This is a genomic window from Streptomyces sp. NBC_00631 (genome assembly GCF_045206895.1).
Taxonomy (GTDB): domain Bacteria; phylum Actinomycetota; class Actinomycetes; order Streptomycetales; family Streptomycetaceae; genus Streptomyces.
The window spans coordinates 7,788,810-7,807,678 of the sequence record NZ_CP107734.1; the positions used below are offsets into that span (position 1 = coordinate 7,788,810).

Below are 18,869 nucleotides of genomic sequence, written 5' to 3' on the forward strand. Positions count from 1 at the left end.
GGACTCCACCATGCTGACGACCACCTACGTCCCCGGCGCTCCCAACTGGCTCGACCTGGGCACCCCGGACACCGGCGCGAGCGCCGCCTTCTACGCGGCCGTCTTCGGCTGGGGACACCGGTCGGCGGGACCGGAGGCGGGCGGCTACGGCTTCTTCGAGCAGGACGGCAGGAAGGTCGCCGGGATCGGCCCGCTCACCGGGGAGGGCGCGAGCCCGTCCTGGAGGGTGTACTTCCACACCCCGGACGCCGACGCCACCGCCAAGGCCGTGGAGCAGGCCGGCGGCAGCGTCCGGATCGCCCCGGCGGACGTCTTCGCCTTCGGGCGGGCGGCCGCCTTCGTCGACCCCACCGGCGCCGACTTCGCCGTCTGGCAGCCCGGCGAAACCCAGGGCCTGGACCTCGTCGCGGTCCCCGGCAGCCTGGCCAGGACGGAGCTGTACACCACCGACGCGGACGCGGCGAAGGCGTTCTACGGTTCGGTCTTCTCCTGGCGGACGACCGATGTGCCGATCGGCCCGGCACTGACCTACACGGTTCTCTTCCCCGCCCCCGGTGACGCGTCCTCCCACGGCGGTCTGATGCAACTGCCCCAGGCCAACCTCGACGCCGGCTCCACCTCGGAATGGCATCCCTACTTCGAGGTGCGGGACTGCGACACCACACTCGCCTCGGCCACCGAGGCCGGAGCCACCGTCCTCATCCCGGCCACCGAGGCCCCGGGCATCGGCCGCTTCGCCATGTTCCTCGACCCCTCCGGTGCCCCTTTCGCCATCATCACCACCGCCAGAAGCTGAACTCGCTCCCGGGGCCGTGCCGGCCCCGGACCCACCGTCGCAGGCCACCCGAATCGATCTGCGACACTGGTAGAACCATGCCCAAGCCCGGAGAACTTACTTTCGTCGCGCCGCGCGGAGCCAAGAAGCCGCCGCGGCATCTCGCTGATCTCTCGCCCGCCGAGCGCAAGGACGCGGTGGCCGAGGTCGGGGAGAAGCCGTTTCGTGCCAAGCAGCTCTCGCAGCACTACTTCGCGCGGTACGCGCACGACCCCGAGCAGTGGACGGACATCCCGGCCGGCTCGCGGGACAAGCTGCGGGAGGCGCTGTTCCCCGAGCTGATGACCGTCGTACGGCATCTGTCGACCGACGAGGGGACGACGCGCAAGACGCTGTGGCGGCTGTTCGACGGCACGCTCGTCGAGTCGGTGCTGATGCGCTACCCGGACCGGGTGACCATGTGCATCAGCTCGCAGGCGGGCTGCGGGATGAACTGCCCGTTCTGCGCGACCGGGCAGGCCGGGCTGGACCGGAACCTGTCCACCGCCGAGATCGTCCACCAGATCGTCGACGGGATGCGGGCGCTCAGGGACGGGGAGGTGCCCGGCGGTCCCGCGCGGCTGTCGAACATCGTCTTCATGGGGATGGGCGAGCCGCTCGCCAACTACAAGCGGGTCGTCGGAGCCGTCCGGGCGCTGACCGACCCCGCCCCGGACGGGCTCGGCCTCTCGCAGCGAGGGATCACCGTCTCGACCGTCGGACTGGTCCCGGCCATCCACCGGTTCGCCGACGAGGGCTTCAAGTGCCGGCTCGCGATCTCCCTGCACGCCCCCGACGACGAACTGCGCGACACCCTCGTCCCCGTGAACACGCGGTGGAAGGTGCGCGAGGTCCTCGACGCCGGGTTCGAGTACGTCGAGAAGAGCGGGCGGCGCCTGTCCATCGAGTACGCGCTCATCCGCGACATCAACGACCAGGCGTGGCGCGGTGACCGGCTGGGCCGGCTGCTCAAGGGCAAGCCCGTGCACGTCAACCTCATCCCGCTGAACCCGACGCCGGGTTCGAAGTGGACCGCGTCGCGGCCGGAGGACGAAAAGGCGTTCGTCGAGGCGATCGAGGCGCATGGTGTGCCGGTGACGGTCCGGGACACCCGTGGGCAGGAGATCGACGGCGCCTGTGGTCAGCTCGCGGCCACCGAGAGGTGAGCGCCGTAGGGACCGAGCGGTAGGATCTGGCCAACACATCTTCATATTCCGACAGGGGAGCGCCACAGCGCTGAGAGTGCGGCAACCGGGCCGCAGACCCTCTGAACCTCGCCCAGGTCATTCTGGGTAGGAAGTTCGGTCATTACTCAAGCTGTTGCGCCCTGCCCGCACACCGCGGGCGGGGCCGCGTCTCTTCCTGGACAACCCCAGGAGGAAAACACCAGTGCACACCAGGACCTTCGTGGCCGCGGCCGTCGGGCTCGGGCTCGTGACGCTGTCCGCATGCTCGTCCTCGGCGGACAGCGGAGCCGACTCCAAGACCGTCACCCTCGTCAGCCACGACTCGTGGGCCGTCTCCAAGAACGTGCTCAAGGACTTCGAGAAGCGGTCCGGCTACCAGGTCAGGGTCCTCAAGGACGGCGACGCCGGGCAGGCCGTCAACAAGGCTATCCTGACCAAGGACAACCCGCAGGGCGACGTCTTCTTCGGGGTCGACAACACCCTGCTGTCCAGGGCCCTCGACAACGGTCTCTTCCAGTCGTACGAGGCGAAGGGGCTCGGCACGGTCGGCACGGCGTACCAGCTCGACGCGGCCAAGCACCGGGTCACACCCATCGACTACGGCGACATCTGCGTCAACTACGACAAGGCGTACTTCACCAAGCACAAGCTGAACCCGCCGACCTCGTACGCCGATCTCGTCAAGCCGCAGTACAAGAACCTCCTCGTCACCGAGAACGCGGCCACCTCCTCGCCGGGGCTCGGCTTCCTGCTCGGGTCGGCCGCCCAGTACGGGGACGGCGGGTGGCAGGGCTACTGGAAGAAGCTCACGGCCAACGGCGTCAAGGTGGTCGACGGCTGGGAGCAGGCCTACGACGAGGAGTTCTCCGGCTCGGCCGGCGGCAAGAAGGCGGGCGGTGACCGGCCGCTCGTCGTGTCGTACGCCTCCTCCCCGCCCGCCGAGGTCATCTACGCCGACCCGAAGCCGAGCACCGCGCCCACCGGGGTCGCGACCGGCACCTGCTTCCGGCAGATCGAGTTCGCCGGGCTGCTGAGCAACGCCAAGAACACCAAGGGCGGCAAGGCGCTCATCGACTTCCTGGTCTCCAAGGAGTTCCAGGAGGACATGCCGCTGAACATGTTCGTGTACCCGGTGGTCAAGGGGGCCAAGGTGCCTGCCGAGTTCACCGAGTACGGGCCCGCCGCCCAGGATCCCGAGACCATGGCGCCCGACAAGATCGCCGCCAACCGTGACCAGTGGGTCAAGACGTGGACGTCACTCGTACTGAAGTAGCCCCGCGAAGGGGCCGTTCGGGGAGCGCGGCGCGGCTCGGTCTGATGGCCGTGCCCGTCGCGTTCTTCGGCGTCTTCTTCGCCTGGCCGGTCGCGGCGATCGTCACGCGCGGGCTGAAGGCCGACGGGGTGTGGCAGTTCGGGAGGATCGCCGATGTCGTCGGTCGGTCCGACATCCGGCACGTGCTCTGGTTCACCACCTGGCAGGCGCTCGCCTCCACCGCGCTCACCCTGCTGGCCGCACTGCCCGCCGCCTACGTCTTCGCCCGCCTCGACTTCCCGGGCAAGCAGGTGCTCCGGGCCGTGGTGACGGTCCCCTTCGTGCTGCCGACGGTCGTCGTGGGGACCGCCTTCCTCGCGCTCGTCGGGCGGGGCGGACTGCTGGACGAGCTGTGGGGGGTACGACTCGACACCACCGTCTGGGCCATCCTGCTGGCGCACGTCTTCTTCAACTACGCGGTCGTCGTACGGACCGTGGGCGGGCTGTGGGCCCAGCTGGACCCGCGGCAGGAGGAGGCCGCCCGGATGCTCGGCGTCTCCCCGCCGGCCGCCTGGCGGAAGGTCACCCTGCCCGCGCTCGCGCCCGCCGTGGCCGCCGCCGCGCTGATGGTGTTCCTGTTCACCTTCACCTCCTTCGGTGTGGTGCAGATCCTCGGCGGGCCGACGTTCTCCACCCTCGAAGTGGAGATCTACCGGCAGACCTCCGAGATCTTCGACCTCTCCACGGCCGCCGTCCTCACCCTCGTACAGTTCACCGCGGTCGGCGCGATCCTCGCCGTGCACGCGTGGACGGTACGGCGGCGGGAGAGCGCGCTCAGGCTGGTAGACCCGGCGGTGACGGCGCGCCGGCCGCGCGGGGCCGGGCAGTGGGCACTGCTCGGCGGGGTCCTCGCCACCATCGCCGTACTCCTCGTCCTGCCGCTGGCCGTGCTGGTACGGCGGTCGCTGGACGGCGGGTTCGGTTACTACCGGGCGCTGGGCGACGCCGACGGCGGGACCTTCCTGGTCGCGCCGATCGAGTCGGTGGTCAACTCCCTGGAGTACGCGGTCGCGGCCACCGCCATCGCGGTGGTGATCGGCGGGCTCGCCGCCGCCGCGCTGGCCCGCCGGGACGCGGGGCGGCTGGTACGGGGGTTCGACGCGCTGCTGATGCTGCCGCTCGGGGTGTCCGCGGTGACCGTCGGCTTCGGTTTTCTGATCGCGCTCGACAAGCCGCCGCTGGATCTGCGCCAGTCCTGGGTTCTGGTCCCGCTGGCGCAGGCGCTGGTCGGCGCGCCCTTCGTCGTGCGGACCATGCTGCCCGTGCTGCGGGCCGTGGACGAGCGGCTGCGGGAGGCGGCGGCCGTGCTCGGGGCGTCGCCCTGGCGGGTCTGGCGGGAGGTCGATCTTCCCCTGGTGCGGCGGGCGTTGCTGATCGCGGCGGGCTTCGCCTTCGCGGTGTCGCTGGGGGAGTTCGGGGCGACCGTGTTCATCGCACGGCCCGACAACCCGACCCTGCCGGTGGCGGTGGCCCGGCTGCTGTCCCGCCCCGGTGATCTCAACTACGGCCAGGCGATGGCCCTTTCCACGATTCTCATGGTGGTGTGCGCGGTGGCGCTGCTGGTTCTTGAGCGGCTGCGGACCGACCGGACGGGGGAGTTCTGATGCTGCTGGCTCTCGACGCGGCCACCGTGCGGTTCGGCGGACGGGCCGTCCTCGACGCCGTCGGCCTGAAGGTGGCCGAGCACGAGGTGGTGTGCGTGCTCGGACCCAGCGGAAGCGGCAAGTCGACGCTGCTGCGGGCGGTGGCGGGGCTGCAACCGCTGCACTCCGGGCGGGTGTTGCTCGACGGGCACGACCAGGCACGGGTGCCGGCGCATCGGCGCGGGGTGGGGCTGATGTTCCAGGACCATCAGCTCTTCCCGCAGCGGGACGTGGGCGGGAACGTGGCCTTCGGGCTGCGGATGCGTGGTGCCGGTAAGACGGAACAGGCCGCGCGTGTCGCAGAGTTGCTGGACCTGGTGGGACTGCCGGGCGCGGCCCGGCGGGCCGTCGCCGGGCTCTCCGGCGGGGAACAGCAGCGGGTGGCGCTGGCCCGGGCGCTCGCGCCCCGGCCCCGGCTGCTGATGCTCGACGAACCGCTGGGGCAGCTCGACCGCTCGCTGCGGGAGCGGCTGGTGGTCGAACTGCGTGAGCTGTTCGGGCGGTTGGGTACGACCGTGCTCGCGGTGACGCACGACCAGGGCGAGGCCTTCGCACTGGCCGACCGGGTGGTCGTGATGCGGGACGGGCGGATCGCCCAGTCCGGCACGCCCCTGGACGTCTGGCAGCGGCCCGCGGACGAGTTCGTGGCCCGCTTCCTGGGCTTCGGCAACGTGGTCCCGGCGACCGTCGAGGGAACGGTCGCGGTGACGCCGTGGGGGAAGGTGCCGGTGCCCGAGGGCGCCGGGCAGGGGGCGCGGACCCTGCTCGTCCGGCCGGCCGGAGTACGGCTGGTCGCCGCCGACGCGGGGCTGCCCTGCACGGTGGCCGCCCGCACCTTCCAGGGCACCCATGTCACCGTCCATCTCCAGCCCCAGGACGGCCCCCGCCTGGAGGCTGCCTGCGCACTGCGGGCGGCGCCGGAGGCCGGGGACGCGGTGGGCGTCGAGTTCGACGCGGCGGAGACCGTCGTACTGGACTGAGGCCGCGCGGGTACGACCGAGGCCCGCCCCCGGGGATACGGGGAGGGGCCTCGGCGTGTACGAGTGAGCGGTGGGTCAGCTACCGCTGTGCGCCCCACGGCGGCGCATGCCGAACCACACCGCGCCACCGCCGACCGCCACGAGCGCGGCGGCGATACCGGCGATCAGGCCGGTGTTGGAGTTGGCACCGGTCTCGGCGAGGTTCGACTCACCGACGGCCGGGGACGGGGCGTTGCTCGACGCGGACGCCGGAGCGGTGCTGGTGCTGTCCGAGGCCGACGGGGTCGGGGAGTCCGACTCGGCCGGGGTGGACTCGGACGCCGACGGGGACGGGGTGGCCGACTCCGACGGGGACGGGCTGGAGCTCTCGTCGGACTTGCACGCGGTCGACGGGGTGGTCAGGTTCGGTGTGATGTCCGCGTCGACCTTGCCGTTGTCGGTCGTGACGCGGATACGGTACACGGCGTTCGGTGCCCAGTCCTCGGAGAAGCTGACCGTAGCGCCTGCCGCGGTGCCCTTGATGGGCTTCGCGTCGCCGACCTGCCTGGCGTCGGCGCCGTTGTTCTCAAGGAAGACGGTGATGGTGGCCGGAGTACCGGAAGCGTCCTTGTCGGTGACCGTGATGACACCGTTGGAGCCGTCGCAGGTGGCTTCGGCGGAGAACTCTTTGATGTTGCACGCGAGGGCGCTGCTGGAGACGCCCAGGACCAGCGCGGCCGACGCGGAGGCAACACCCAGGATGCGCACGGAACGACGTGCACTGCGGCGGGATATGGACACGTTTGTCCTTACTGAGTGCATGACTGCGGGGGGCTGAGGGGGAGTTGACGCGACGGTGCGACGAGGCATCAGAAACCCCAAGAGGCTCACAGGTGTATAAGCGCTCCGTAAGCAGTGTCAATGCATATGCGGTCCACAGGCGTTGACTTTGCTCGCTGTTTAACTGCTGAGACGTTTCAGCGCTTGTGAAGCTTGCTCGATCCGGTCAACCAGGGCGATACGGGACGCCATCGCACGCTGCCCCGCGAGCGAGGTCAGAAGCTGCCAGGCCGGCAGCTTCTCGCTCCAGTGAGCCTCGTTCACGAGCACCATCGGGGTCGGTTCGCCCCGCGACTCGTAGTAGTTGGGCGTCGCGTTGTCGAAGATCTCCTGTACGGTCCCGGCGGCGCCCGGCAGGAACACCACACCGGCGTCGGAGCGGGCCAGGAGGCCGTCCTCGCGGGTGGCGTTGGCGAAGTACTTGGCGATGTGCGCGGCGAAGGCGTTCGGCGGCTCGTGGCCGTAGAACCAGGTGGGGATGCCGACCGACGGACCGCCGTCCGGCCAGCGCTCGCGGACCTCGAAGGCGGCGCGCGCCCAGTCGGTGACCGACGGCCGGAACGACGGTGCCTTGGCGACGAGTTCCAGCGCCTCGTCGAGCATCCCGTCGTCGAAGGGCGCCGCGTACGCGCCGAGGTTCGCCGCCTCCATCGCGCCCGGGCCACCGCCGGTCGCCACGGTGAAGCCGGCCCGCGCGAGCTCCCGGCCGAGCCGGGCGGCACCGGTGTACTCCGCCGTGCCGCGCGCCATCGCGTGCCCGCCCATCACGCCGACCACCCGGGCGCCGACGAGGAGTTCGTCCAGCGCGTCGGAGACCGCGTCGTCGTGGATCGAGCGCAGCATCGAGCCGAATATGTCGCCGTCCGCCTTGGTCTGTTCGAACCAGGCGTACGAACGGGCGTCCGGGGTCGCCTCGTAGCCGGCGGCGAGCGAGTCGAACAGTTCGTCGGGCGTGTAGACGAAGGCCCGGTAGGGGTCGAAGGGCAGGTCCGGGACCGGTGGGAACACCAGGGCGCCGGACGCGCCGACCCGGGCGGCGGCCTCGGGCGACATCTGGCAGCCGAGGAAGACGGCGCCGGTGGTGTCCGTGGTCAGCAGGACGTCCGTACGGTCCGTCAGATCGACGGCCTGGAGCCGGTACCGGTCGAGCGTGCCGTGCGCGGCGACGACCTCGTCGAACTCGGCGAGGGACTCGATCTCACGGTCGCGGGCGGCCCGGTGCGGCGGCGTGGACTGCGGCTGGGCGGGTTGCGGCTGGGCGGGTGTCGGATGCACCCGCCCACTGTAGGTGTCAGCCCTGCACCGCGGCCGGGTCCATCCACACGACCTCCCAGCTGTGGCCGTCGAGGTCGTCGAAGGAACGGCCGTACATGAAGCCCTGGTCCTGGACGTCGTCGTTCGCCGTGCCGCCGGCCGCGACCGCCTTCTGCACCAGCTCGTCGACCTTCTCGCGGCTCTCCGCGCTCAGGCAGATCAGCACCTCGCTGGTCTTCGTCGAGTCGGCGATCTCCTTCTTCGTGAAGTCGGCGTAGCGCTGCTTGCTCAGCAGCATCGCGATGATCGTGTCGCTGATCACGACACAGGAGCAGTCGTCGTTGCTGAACTGCGGGTTGATCGAGTAGCCGAGCTCCGTGAAGAACTTCCGCGACGCGGCGACGTCGCCGGTGGCCAGGTTCACGAAGATCATCTGCTGGTACATGGGGGTCTCTCCCTCGTGGTGTCGTGTCGTTCGCGGGGATAGACCGGGGGGTGCGGCGAAAGTCATCGCCGGGTCCGGATTTTTTTCGTACGGCTTTTCAGCGGGCGAGCGGGAGTGCGGCGAGCTCGGCGATCAGCAGGGTGAGGGGGCCGAAGAGGGTCAGCAGGGCGCCGGCGCGCAGGGCCGCCGCGCTGCGCAGCACGGTTGCCGGGGCGCCGAGGCGGAGCAGGGCCGCGGTGGTGTCGGCGCGGGACTGGCGGGCCTCCACGGCGGCGATGAACAGGGTGGCGACCGTGCAGCCGGCCACCACCAGGCCGCCGAGGGCGGTGAGGGGGCCGAAGGCGGGGGTGCTGCCGCCGTAGCCGTAGAGCGTGGTGGCCGCGAAGCCCGCCGACGCCACGGCGCAGACGACGCCGAGGGGGCGGCCGATGCGGGTGGCCTCCGCCATCAGGACGCGGCCGGCGAGGAGGCGGCGGGCGCCGGGGCGGACGCACTGCAGGAGGCGGCCGCAGAGGTGGGTGAGGCCGGGGGCGGCGAGGATCAGGCCGAGGGCGGTGAGGGCCCAGCCCGCGAGGACGCCGGCGGGGCCGCCCGCCAGGCCGCCGGGGAGGGTGGTGTGCGGGGCGGCGTGCGGGGCGGTGTCGGTGAGGCCGGCGTAGGACTCCACGGCGAGGCCGGCGGCGAGGACGGCGACGGCCCAGGGGAGGCCGGGGGGTGAGGCGGTGGGGAGGTCGGTGGGGGCCGGGGTGGGCGGGGTGTCGCTTGCCGGCGCTGGCAGGGTGCCGTCCGCGCCCACCCTCCCCCACGCTCGGCTTCGCTCGCGCGGGGGGACCCCCATCGCCCCAGCGGCACGACTGCCCGCGGGCTGAAGAAGTGGCTGGGGGCCGGCAGCGGGCTGAAGCAGTGGCTGGGGGCCGTCCGCGGGCTGGAGCGGTGGCTGGGGGGCGGCTGTGGCGTGGAGCGGTGGCTGGGGGCCGGCCGCGGGTTGAGCGGATCCGAGTGGTGGGCGGGTGGTGGTCGTCGGGGCGCGGAAGAAGCGGGCGCCGAAGCGGCCGTAGGCGCCGAAGGTTTCCCGCTTCGCTGTTCTGTCGTAGGCGACGAAGCGGCCGTACACGCGGGCGTGGGTGGCGGGGTGGGGCAGGTCGCGGGGTCGGAGGGTGAGGGCCACCGTCGTGGACGCCAGTGCCGGGGGGACGGTCAGGAGGGTCAGGGCCGCCGGGACGGGCAGGGACCTGTCGGCGGCCAGGAAGTCCTTTGCCGCGCCGTCGAAGGGCATGCCCGTGAGGTCGCCGCGCAGGTGGAGGAAGACCAGGAGGGCCAGCACGGAGCCCAGGGTGCAGGCGAGGGCCGTGTTGAGGGCGGCGATCGCCATCAGGCGGGCCGGGCCCAGGCCGAAGGCCGACAGACCGGAGCGCGGCCTGGCGCCGGGGTCGGTGCGGGCCACCGCGACCGCCAGGTGCACCGTGGTGGCGAGCGGGACCGCGCACCAGGACAGGCGCAGCAGCGCCGCCGTGGAGTGGGCCGGGTGGGCCAGCCCGTAGCCGAGGGCGGACAGCAGCAGGAAGCCCGTGCCGGCGGCGGCCGCGGCCACCAGGAGGCGGCGCAGGTGCACGGAGGGCCGGGCGGCGCGGGTCAGGCGGAGAGCGAGCACTCGGCCCGGCCTTCCGCTTCGGGGACCGGCGGCAGGTGGACCGTGTTCACCCGGCGGCCGTCCAGGAGCGCGACCGTGCGGTCGGCGAGGGCCGCCGTCTCCGCGTCGTACGTGGCGAGGACGACGGTGATGCCGTGGGAGCGGGCCGCCGTGGTGAGGGTGCGCAGGACGTGGGCGCGGTCGGCGCGGTGCAGCGGGGCCGTCGGCTCGTCCGCGAAGAGGACCGTGGGGGCGGGGGCCAGGGCACGGGCGATGGAGACGCGCTGGCGTTCGGCCTGCTGGAGCTCGGCCGGGTGCTTGCGGGCCTTGTCGCCGACGTCGAGGCGTTCCAGCCACTCCAGCGCCGCCACCTTGGCCCGTCGCCGGCCGGTGCCGCGCAGCATCAGGGGCAGGGCCGTGTTCTCCCAGACGTTCAGCTCCGGGACGAGCGTCGGGAACGGGTCGATCCAGCCGAAGCGGTCGCGGCGCAGCCGCTCCCGGGCGAACGGGCCCATCCGGTGCACGGCCTTGCTGTTGAACCAGACCTCGCCGCCCTGCGCCGGGACCAGACCGGCCAGGCACCTCAGCAGCGTCGTCTTGCCACTGCCGCGCGGGCCGCTGACGGCGAGGATCTCGCCCTCCCGCACGCCGAGCGAGATGCCGGCGACACCGGGCGAGCCGTCCTGGTGGCGGAAGTGCAGGGAGCGTGCCCACAGCACGTCGTTGTCCGGCGGGGCCTCCATGGGCGTACACCTCGGTTCTGATCCGTTTTGCCGTGCCTTCCCACGTGCGGGGGAACGATGGCTGGGCCGATCGGTCACGTGCACGCTAGGCAGGGCCGGGGCCGGAGCCCGGACAGCACACGGCCCCGGGCCGCCGTTCCCACTCGAACGGACGGCACCGGGGCCGGGTCAGACCGCTGATCTGATGATCAGAGCTTTGTCCACGCCTCCGAGAGGGTGGCGCGCAGGATCTGCTCGATCTCGTCGAAGGTCTCCTGGTTGGAGATCAGCGGCGGGGCGAGCTGGACGACCGGGTCGCCGCGGTCGTCGGCACGGCAGTACAGGCCGTTCTCGAACAGGGCCTTGGAGAGGAAGCCGTACAGCACGCGCTCGGTCTCCTCGTCGTTGAAGGACTCCTTGGTGGCCTTGTCCTTGACCAGCTCGATGCCGTAGAAGAAGCCGTTGCCGCGGACGTCGCCGACGATCGGCAGGTCGTGCAGCTTCTGCAGGGTGGAGAGGAAGGCGCCCTCATTGTCGAGGACATGCTGGTTGAGGTTCTCACGCTCGAACAGGTCGAGGTTGGCGAGGCCGACGGCCGCGGAGACCGGGTGGCCGCCGAAGGTGTAGCCGTGCAGGAAGGTGTTGTCGCCCTTGTAGAACGGCTCGGCGACGCGGTCGGAGACGATGCACGCGCCGATCGGGGAGTAGCCCGAGGTCATGCCCTTGGCGCAGGTGATCATGTCCGGGACGTAGCCGAACTTGTCGCAGGCGAACATCGTGCCCAGGCGGCCGAAGGCGCAGATGACCTCGTCGGAGACCAGGAGTACGTCGTACTGGTCGCAGATCTCGCGCACGCGCTGGAAGTAGCCGGGCGGGGGCGGGAAGCAGCCGCCCGCGTTCTGGACCGGCTCCAGGAAGACCGCGGCGACGGTGTCGGGGCCCTCGAAGAGGATCTCCTGCTCGATCTGGTCGGCGGCCCAGCGGCCGAAGGCCTCCGGGTCGTCGCCGTGGATCGGGGCGCGGTAGATGTTGGTGTTCGGGACCTTGTGGGCACCGGGGACGAGGGGCTCGAAGGGAGCCTTCAGCGCCGGCAGGCCGGTGATGGACAGGGCGCCCTGCGGGGTGCCGTGGTAGGCGACCGCGCGGGAGATGACCTTGTACTTGGTCGGCTTGCCCTGCAGCTTGAAGTACTGCTTGGCGAGCTTCCAGGCGGTCTCGACGGCCTCACCGCCGCCGGTGGTGAAGAAGACCTTGTTCAGGTCGCCCGGGGCGTGGTCGGCCAGCCGCTCCGCCAGCTCGACGGCCTTCGGGTGGGCGTACGACCACACCGGGAAGAACGCCAGCTCCTGGGCCTGCTTGAAGGCGGTCTCGGCCAGCTCGGTGCGGCCGTGACCGGCCTGGACCACGAACAGACCGGCGAGACCGTCGAGGTAGCGCTTGCCCTTGTCGTCGTAGATGTAGGTGCCCTCGCCCCGGACGATGGTCGGGACGGGCGAGTTCTCGTACGAGGACATGCGGGTGAAGTGCATCCACAGGTGGTCGTACGCGGTGCGGCTGAGGTCCTTCTGGCTCACGGTTATCGGGTTCCCCACATGTAGGTCTGCTTCTTCAGCTTCAGGTAGACGAAGCTTTCGGTGGAGCGCACGCCGGGCAGCGCCCGGATGCGTTTGTTGATGACGTCCAGCAGGTGGTCGTCGTCCTCGCAGACGATCTCCGCGAGGATGTCGAACGAGCCCGCGGTCATCACCACGTACTCGACTTCCGACATGCCGGTCAGCGCGTCCGCGATCGACTCGACATCGCCCTCGACGTTGATGCCGACCATCGCCTGCCGGCGGAAGCCCACGGTGAGCGGGTCCGTGACGGCGACGATCTGCATGACGCCCTGGTCCAGCAGCTTCTGGACGCGCTGGCGCACGGCCGCCTCCGACAGGCCGACGGCCTTGCCGATCGCGGCGTACGGACGGCGGCCGTCCTCCTGGAGCTGCTGGATGATGGCGAGGGAAACGGCGTCCAGCTGGAGGGTGCCGTTCCTGGACTCGCGGGACGAGTCCCTCTGGTCTGCGCTTCGACTGGCCACGACCTCACTGTGCACGACGTCTCGACGGTTCCGCAAGGCCGTATCGATGAAATTCGTTGTTTGGGGTGGCGTGGATTGCGGATTTCGCAGACACGGCGGCCATGGGGGTGTTGAAAACGTGGGATCTCGGATTACTGTGGGTGTCTCAGTGATTGGACACCGAACTTGGAGGGCCGGCAGTGAGCACCGAGCTGCGTCGTCTGCGTAACTACATCGACGGTGAGTTCCGGGACGCCGCCGACGGACGGACCACCGAGGTGGTCAACCCCGCGACCGGCGAGGCGTACGCGACGGCCCCGCTGTCCGGGGCGGCGGACGTCGACGCCGCGATGGCGGCCGCGGCCGCGGCCTTCCCGGCGTGGCGGGACACCACCCCGGCCGAGCGGCAGAAGGCCCTGCTGAAGATCGCGGACGCGTTCGAGGCGCGGGCCGAGGACCTCATCGCGGCGGAGGTGGAGAACACCGGCAAGCCGACCGGGCTCACCCGTTCCGAGGAGATCCCGCCGATGGTCGACCAGATCCGGTTCTTCGCCGGTGCGGCCCGGATGCTGGAGGGCCGTTCGGCCGGCGAGTACATGGAGGGGATGACCTCCATCATCCGCCGCGAGCCGGTGGGCGTCTGCGCGCAGGTCGCGCCGTGGAACTACCCGATGATGATGGCTGTGTGGAAGTTCGCCCCGGCGATCGCCGCGGGCAACACCGTGGTGCTGAAGCCGTCGGACACCACCCCGGCGTCGACCGTCCTGATCGCCGAGATCGTCGGGGAGATCCTCCCCAAGGGCGTCTTCAACGTCGTCACCGGCGACCGTGACACCGGCCGCCTGATGGTCGAGCACCCGGTCCCGGCGATGGCCTCCATCACCGGCTCGGTACGGGCCGGCATGTCGGTCGCCGAGTCCGCGTCCAAGGACCTCAAGCGGGTCCACCTGGAGCTGGGCGGCAAGGCGCCGGTCGTCGTCTTCGAGGACACGGACATCGCCAAGGCCGTCGAGGACATCTCCGTGGCGGGCTTCTTCAACGCCGGCCAGGACTGTACGGCCGCCACGCGCGTGCTCGTCCAGGAGTCGATCCACGACGAGTTCGTGGCCGCGCTGGCGAAGGCCGCGGCCGAGACGAAGACCGGCCAGCCGGACGACGAGGACGTGCTGTTCGGCCCGTTGAACAACCCGAACCAGCTCAGGCAGGTCTCCGGCTTCATCGAGCGGCTTCCCGCCCACGCCAAGGTCGAGACCGGCGGGCAGCGGGTCGGTGACAAGGGGTACTTCTACGCGCCGACCGTCGTCTCCGGCCTCAAGCAGGACGACGAGATCATCCAGAAGGAGGTCTTCGGGCCGGTCATCACCGTCCAGTCCTTCTCGGACGAGGACCAGGCCGTGGAGTGGGCCAACGGCGTGGAGTACGCGCTGGCTTCGTCCGTGTGGACGAAGGACCACGGGCGGGCGATGCGGATGTCCAAGAAGCTGGACTTCGGCTGCGTGTGGATCAACACGCACATCCCGCTGGTCGCGGAGATGCCGCACGGCGGCTTCAAGAAGTCCGGGTACGGCAAGGACCTGTCGGGGTACGGGTTCGAGGACTACACGCGGATCAAGCATGTGATGACGTCGCTGGAGGGCTGAGTTCGCGGGTGCGTGGGGGGCTGTTCGCGCCCAGGCGGCCGTAGCCGCAGATCGCGATACAGCCCCGTGCCCCTTTCAGGGCGCTGCGCTGAACGGGGTCCAAGTAACGCCGTGTTGACCTAGGTCATCGACAAGGTGTCGGGTCCGTGTCAGGTGGCTCGACGCAGCGTCGATTGCCCCGTGAGGGGCGGGCGCGACATCCTTCGGGTGTGCCCCAGACCTCGTCCCAGACGCCTGAGCTCTCCCGTCGCTCCCTGCTGCGCGCGCTCGGCGGCACCGCCGCGCTCGGCGCGCTGGCCGGCTGCGGGGTGCCCGCCGCCTACGTGAAGGCCGGCGACCGCGCCGTGACCGACCTGTCCACCAGGGACCACAGACTGGTCTTCGCGAACTGGCCGCTCTACATCGACGTGGACGACGACAACCCGAACAAGCGGCCCACCCTCGACGCGTTCGAGAAGCGCACCGGGATCTCCGTCGACTACATCGAGGAGATCAACGACAACGACGAGTTCTTCGGCAAGATCAGCCCGGCGCTGATGAACCACCAGTCCACCGGCCGGGACCTGATCGTCATCAGCGACTGGATGTGCGCGCGGTTCGTCCGCCTGGGCTGGGTCCAGAAGATGGACCGCGCCCACCAGCCGAACGTCGCGAAGTACCTGGACCCCCTCCTGCGCTCCCCGGCCTTCGACCCGGGCCGGCTCTACACCGTGCCGTGGCAGTCGGGCATCACCGGCATCGCGTACAACCGCAGGAAGCTGGGTCGCGAGATCCGGCACGTCAAGGACCTGTGGGCGGACGACCTCAAAGGCCGGGTGACCCTGCTCTCCGGCCTCGACGAGGCGTTCGCGCTGCTCATGCAGGGCAACGGCGTGGACATCACCAAGTGGACGGCCGACGACTTCTACGCCGTCTGCGAGGAGGTGCAGCAGCAGGTCGACCGGGGCCAGATCCGCCGCTTCACCGGCAACGACTACACCAAGGACCTGGTCAGCGGGGACGTCCTGGCCTGCCAGGCCTACTCCGGCGACGTCATCCAGCTCCAGGCCGACAACCCCGACATCCGCTTCGTCGTCCCCGAGGAGGGCGCGGAGCTCTGGTCGGACTCCCTGATGATCCCGGACCGCGCCGCGCACAAGGCCAACGCGGAACGCCTCGTCGACTACTACTACGAGCCGGAGGTCGCCGCCGAACTGGCCAGCTGGGTCAACTACGTCTGTCCCGTCCCCGCTGCCCAGCAGGTCCTCGCCGACTCCAGGGACAAGGACACCTCGGCCCTCGCCGACAACCCCCTGATCTTCCCGAACACAGCCATGCGCAAGCGCCTGGCCATCGCCCGCGACATCACGTCGAAGGAACGGGTCGAGTTCGCCAAGCGGTGGAACAGGATCGTGGGGTTGTAGTCCCCCGGTGGCGGTGGGCGGGCGAGGCTGCCCACCGCCAGCCCCGGCTCGTCGTCCACCGCGTGGCGGAGGATGCCGCCGGCCGGTCAGGCGAGGTCGGGCAGGGGGCGGCGGGCGACCTCGTGGGCCTCGTCGGCCGGGACGCCCAGCATGCGCAGGACCATCTCGGCGAGGTTCGCCGCGGCCTCGTCGCCGTCCACCTCGGGGCGGGCGAATCTCAGCTCCACCAGCGACAGCAGGGTGCCGCCCAGTGCGGACAGGGCGACCGCCGGGTCGAGGCGGGTGAAGCGGCCCGAGGCGATACCGATCTGGAGGTCGCGCAGCGCGCGGCCGGCCAGGCCGTTCTCGGAGTGGATGTGTGCGAGGCCGCGGCGGCGCAGGACCTGCATGACCTCCGGGTGCGAGTCCGCCATCCGGGCGCTGAGCCGGAACCCCGCCGCGACCAGCTCCGCCGGGTCGTCGATCCCGGCCAGCCGCTCGTCGAAGGCCGCGCCGAACTCCTCCAGGGCGTCCACCACGGCCGCCTCGAACAGCTCCGTCTTCGACTCGAAGTGGTTGTAGAAGGACCCGAAGCCGACGTCGGCGCGCTCGGCGATCGCCTGGATGCTGGCGCTGGTGTCGCCGGTCTCGGCGAGGATCTGCCGGGCCGCGCGGACGAGCGCCTGACGGGTCTCGGCACGGCGCCGCTCGAACCGGTTGCTGGGCAGGGCTGACGTAGGCATGCGGCGAGTCTATCCGCCGAGCGATGGCAACAGCAGTCCTGATGAATTCATCATTTCCTGTCGCGAACATCTTGACGACGGAACTGTCACACTTGATGATTTCCTCATTACGGCAATGTTGCTCGGAGGGCGCCATGTCTGAAACCCGTTCCCAGGGGGCTGATCCCAAGACGGCCCACCAGGACCTCCACAGTGCACAGGGCGCCCTGCGCGGCGAACACCCGGGCAGGTCCCGCAACCCCGTGATCAAGGTGGCGGACCTGGCCTGGCTGGAGTTCGAGAAGCCGGACCTGGACCGGGCCGAGGTCTTCGCCTGTGACTTCGGTTTCCAGATCGCCGCTCGTACGGAGCGGGAGCTGTGGCTGCGCGGCACCTTCGCCGGCTCGCCCTGCATGGTGATCCGGCGCGGCCGTGCGTCCCGTTTCATCGGGCCGGTGTTCCGGGCCGCCGAGCGGGCCGACCTGGACCGCCTGGCCCGCGCCACCGGCACCGACGTGCGGGACGTCGACGGAGCCGCCGTGCCCGGCGGCAAGGCGGTCGGCCTGCTCGACCCGTCCGGTCTGCCGGTGCGCGTGGTGCACTGCGGCGAAGGGCTGCCCGAACTGCCCGGACAGCAGCCGCTGCTCCTCAACTTCGGCACCGGTCACCGTCGTACGAACGCCACCCAGCGCCCGCCGCGCGAGCCGTCCCGGATCCAGCGACTGGGGCATGTGGTGCTGGAGACGAGGGTGTTCGCCCGGGCCCTGGACTGGTACCTGGACACCCTCGGCATGATCGTGTCCGACTTCCTGTTCCTGGACGGGCAGCGCGACCGGGGTCCGACCATGGCGTTCATCCGCTGCGACCTGGGCAGCGTGCCCGCCGACCACCACACGCTGGCGATGCATCTGGGGCCCGGCACGGGCTATGTCCACTCCGCGTACCAGGTGACCGACCTCGACTCGATCGCGGCCGGCGGCGAGTACCTGAAGGAACGGGGCTACAAGCGCAGTTGGGGCATCGGCCGGCACATCCAGGGCAGCCAGCTCTTCGACTACTGGCGCGACCCCGACCACTTCATGCTGGAGCACTTCGCCGACGGCGACCTGTTCTCCAGCGACCTCGAACCCGGCTGGGCGCCCATGTCCACGAGCGGCCTCGCCCAGTGGGGACCGCCGGCCACCCGGGACTTCCTCGGCGCCACGCCGTCGCCCGCCAAGCTGCGCGAGGTGCTGGACGCCCTGCGCGGTGACAACGAACTCGACCCCGCCCGCCTGCTGGGCCTCCTGAAAGCCGTGAACTCATGAGCACCAACGTCCTGCGCACCGCCGACGGGTGGTGGGTCGTCCGTGGCGACCGGGCCGTCCCCGTCGGCACCAAGGCCGTCACCACCGCCGAGCTGGTCGCCGACCGCGCCGCGGTACGAGAGGCGGCTCTCTCCGACGACCCGGGCACGCCCGTCGCCGACCTGGCCGCCCTCTCGCCGGTCACCACCCCCTGCCGGGTGGTCGCCCAGATGGTCAACTACCGCAGCCACGCCCGCGACTCGGGCTTCACCGGGGACGTCCCGCCCGCCTTCTTCCGCAAGGCGTCCGGATCCGTCAGCGGACCGGCCGACGCCGTGGTGCGCCCCTCCCACGTGCGGTTCCTCGACTACGAGATCGAACTCGGCCTGGTCATGGGCGCGCCCCTGCCCGTCGGCACCGTCGTCGAGGAGCGGGACCTGCCGTCGTACGTCGCCGGGCTGGTCATCACCAACGACGTCAGCGCGCGCGAGGTCCAGCTGACCAGGACGCAGTTCTACGAGAGCAAGTCCTACCCGACCTTCACGCCGACCGGTCCCTACCTGGCCCTGCTGGAGCCGGAGGACTTCACCCGCCTCCTCGACCTGCGGCTGAAGCTGAGCGTCAACGGCGAACCGCGGCAGGACCGCACCCTCGCCGACATGATCGTCCGTCCGGCACGGGCCCTGACCCTGCTGGCCCGCTTCCAGACCCTCGACCCCGGCGACCTGCTGCTCACCGGCACCCCGGGCGGCACCGCGCTGAAGGCCCCGCCGAAGCCGGTCGAGAAGATCGGCGCGCTGCTGCCGCCCGCCCTGAAGTGGAAGGCGTTCTTCAAGAGCCAGGCGAAGAACCCGCTCTACCTGGACGCGGGGGACGTGATCACGGCGACGATCGCGACCCACGACGGCCGGATCGACCTCGGCGAGCAGCGCACCCCCGTCACGGACGCGACCCAGAACCCGAGGTGAGCCGCA

The 18,869-nt window shown here is 70.8% G+C and carries 17 protein-coding genes and 1 riboswitch; of the genes, 9 read left to right on the forward strand and 8 right to left on the reverse strand.

Annotated features, from left to right (window positions below; all coding sequences use genetic code 11):
• The first annotated feature begins 10 nt into the window (after positions 1 to 10).
• From OHB00_RS35920 to OHB00_RS35940, 5 genes are all read left to right on the forward strand, one after another.
• Positions 11 to 796 carry a VOC family protein gene (locus tag OHB00_RS35920; RefSeq protein WP_406441073.1) on the forward strand — a complete coding sequence of 262 codons (786 nt, stop codon included), beginning with the start codon at positions 11 to 13 and terminating at the stop codon, positions 794 to 796.
• Between the two features lie 77 nt (positions 797 to 873).
• Entirely contained in the window at positions 874 to 1,980 is a 1,107-nt protein-coding gene (gene rlmN, locus OHB00_RS35925) for a 23S rRNA (adenine(2503)-C(2))-methyltransferase RlmN (RefSeq protein ID WP_406441075.1), read from the forward strand.
• 43 nt (positions 1,981 to 2,023) lie between these two features.
• Positions 2,024 to 2,131: riboswitch (TPP riboswitch) on the forward strand.
• A 72-nt stretch (positions 2,132 to 2,203) separates the two neighbouring features.
• Complete coding sequence (locus tag OHB00_RS35930) at positions 2,204 to 3,274, forward strand: thiamine ABC transporter substrate binding subunit (RefSeq protein ID WP_406441077.1); 1,071 nt, start codon at positions 2,204 to 2,206, stop codon at positions 3,272 to 3,274.
• 44 nt (positions 3,275 to 3,318) lie between these two features.
• A complete protein-coding gene (locus OHB00_RS35935) occupies positions 3,319 to 4,917 on the forward strand; it encodes an ABC transporter permease (RefSeq protein WP_406441079.1) in 1,599 nt (532 codons plus the stop codon).
• Positions 4,917 to 5,936 (forward strand): ABC transporter ATP-binding protein, encoded by a 1,020-nt coding sequence (locus OHB00_RS35940; protein ID WP_406441081.1) that lies wholly within the window; start codon positions 4,917 to 4,919, stop codon positions 5,934 to 5,936. Before OHB00_RS35935 ends, OHB00_RS35940 begins: the two co-directional genes overlap by 1 nt.
• 75 nt (positions 5,937 to 6,011) lie before the next feature.
• On the opposite strand, the gene OHB00_RS35945 is transcribed toward OHB00_RS35940, so the two are convergent.
• From OHB00_RS35945 to OHB00_RS35975, 7 genes are all read right to left on the reverse strand, one after another.
• Positions 6,012 to 6,716, reverse strand: coding sequence for an LAETG motif-containing sortase-dependent surface protein (locus OHB00_RS35945; protein WP_406441083.1), 705 nt, complete (start codon positions 6,714 to 6,716; stop codon positions 6,012 to 6,014).
• Between the two features lie 159 nt (positions 6,717 to 6,875).
• Entirely contained in the window at positions 6,876 to 8,030 is a 1,155-nt protein-coding gene (locus OHB00_RS35950; RefSeq protein WP_406441084.1) for an LOG family protein, read from the reverse strand.
• Positions 8,031 to 8,046: 16 nt separating this feature from the next.
• Positions 8,047 to 8,454 carry a VOC family protein gene (locus OHB00_RS35955; RefSeq protein ID WP_406441086.1) on the reverse strand — a complete coding sequence of 136 codons (408 nt, stop codon included), beginning with the start codon at positions 8,452 to 8,454 and terminating at the stop codon, positions 8,047 to 8,049.
• A 97-nt stretch (positions 8,455 to 8,551) separates the two neighbouring features.
• Complete coding sequence (locus tag OHB00_RS35960) at positions 8,552 to 10,105, reverse strand: hypothetical protein (RefSeq protein WP_406441088.1); 1,554 nt, start codon at positions 10,103 to 10,105, stop codon at positions 8,552 to 8,554.
• A complete protein-coding gene (locus tag OHB00_RS35965; RefSeq protein ID WP_406441090.1) occupies positions 10,087 to 10,827 on the reverse strand; it encodes an ABC transporter ATP-binding protein in 741 nt (246 codons plus the stop codon). The genes OHB00_RS35960 and OHB00_RS35965 overlap by 19 nt, the downstream gene beginning before the upstream one ends.
• A 188-nt stretch (positions 10,828 to 11,015) precedes the next feature.
• Positions 11,016 to 12,380: an aspartate aminotransferase family protein gene (locus OHB00_RS35970; RefSeq protein ID WP_406441092.1), complete on the reverse strand. Its 1,365-nt coding sequence runs from the start codon at positions 12,378 to 12,380 to the stop codon at positions 11,016 to 11,018.
• 2 nt (positions 12,381 to 12,382) lie between these two features.
• Complete coding sequence (locus OHB00_RS35975) at positions 12,383 to 12,901, reverse strand: Lrp/AsnC family transcriptional regulator (RefSeq protein ID WP_406446142.1); 519 nt, start codon at positions 12,899 to 12,901, stop codon at positions 12,383 to 12,385.
• Positions 12,902 to 13,065: 164 nt separating this feature from the next.
• Between OHB00_RS35975 and OHB00_RS35980 the strand changes: the two genes are divergently transcribed.
• Together OHB00_RS35980 and OHB00_RS35985 are read left to right on the forward strand one after the other, a co-directional pair.
• Entirely contained in the window at positions 13,066 to 14,505 is a 1,440-nt protein-coding gene (locus OHB00_RS35980) for a gamma-aminobutyraldehyde dehydrogenase (RefSeq protein ID WP_406441094.1), read from the forward strand.
• 209 nt (positions 14,506 to 14,714) lie between these two features.
• Complete coding sequence (locus tag OHB00_RS35985; protein ID WP_406441096.1) at positions 14,715 to 15,908, forward strand: extracellular solute-binding protein; 1,194 nt, start codon at positions 14,715 to 14,717, stop codon at positions 15,906 to 15,908.
• A gap of 86 nt (positions 15,909 to 15,994) precedes the next feature.
• On the opposite strand, the gene OHB00_RS35990 is transcribed toward OHB00_RS35985, so the two are convergent.
• A complete protein-coding gene (locus OHB00_RS35990; protein WP_406441098.1) occupies positions 15,995 to 16,630 on the reverse strand; it encodes a TetR/AcrR family transcriptional regulator in 636 nt (211 codons plus the stop codon).
• Between the two features lie 134 nt (positions 16,631 to 16,764).
• On the opposite strand from OHB00_RS35990, the gene OHB00_RS35995 reads away from it, so the two are divergent.
• Both OHB00_RS35995 and OHB00_RS36000 read left to right on the forward strand, forming a co-directional pair.
• Entirely contained in the window at positions 16,765 to 17,916 is a 1,152-nt protein-coding gene (locus OHB00_RS35995; RefSeq protein ID WP_406441100.1) for a VOC family protein, read from the forward strand.
• Entirely contained in the window at positions 17,913 to 18,863 is a 951-nt protein-coding gene (locus tag OHB00_RS36000) for a fumarylacetoacetate hydrolase family protein (RefSeq protein ID WP_406441102.1), read from the forward strand. The genes OHB00_RS35995 and OHB00_RS36000 overlap by 4 nt, the downstream gene beginning before the upstream one ends.
• Positions 18,864 to 18,869: the final 6 nt, after the last annotated feature.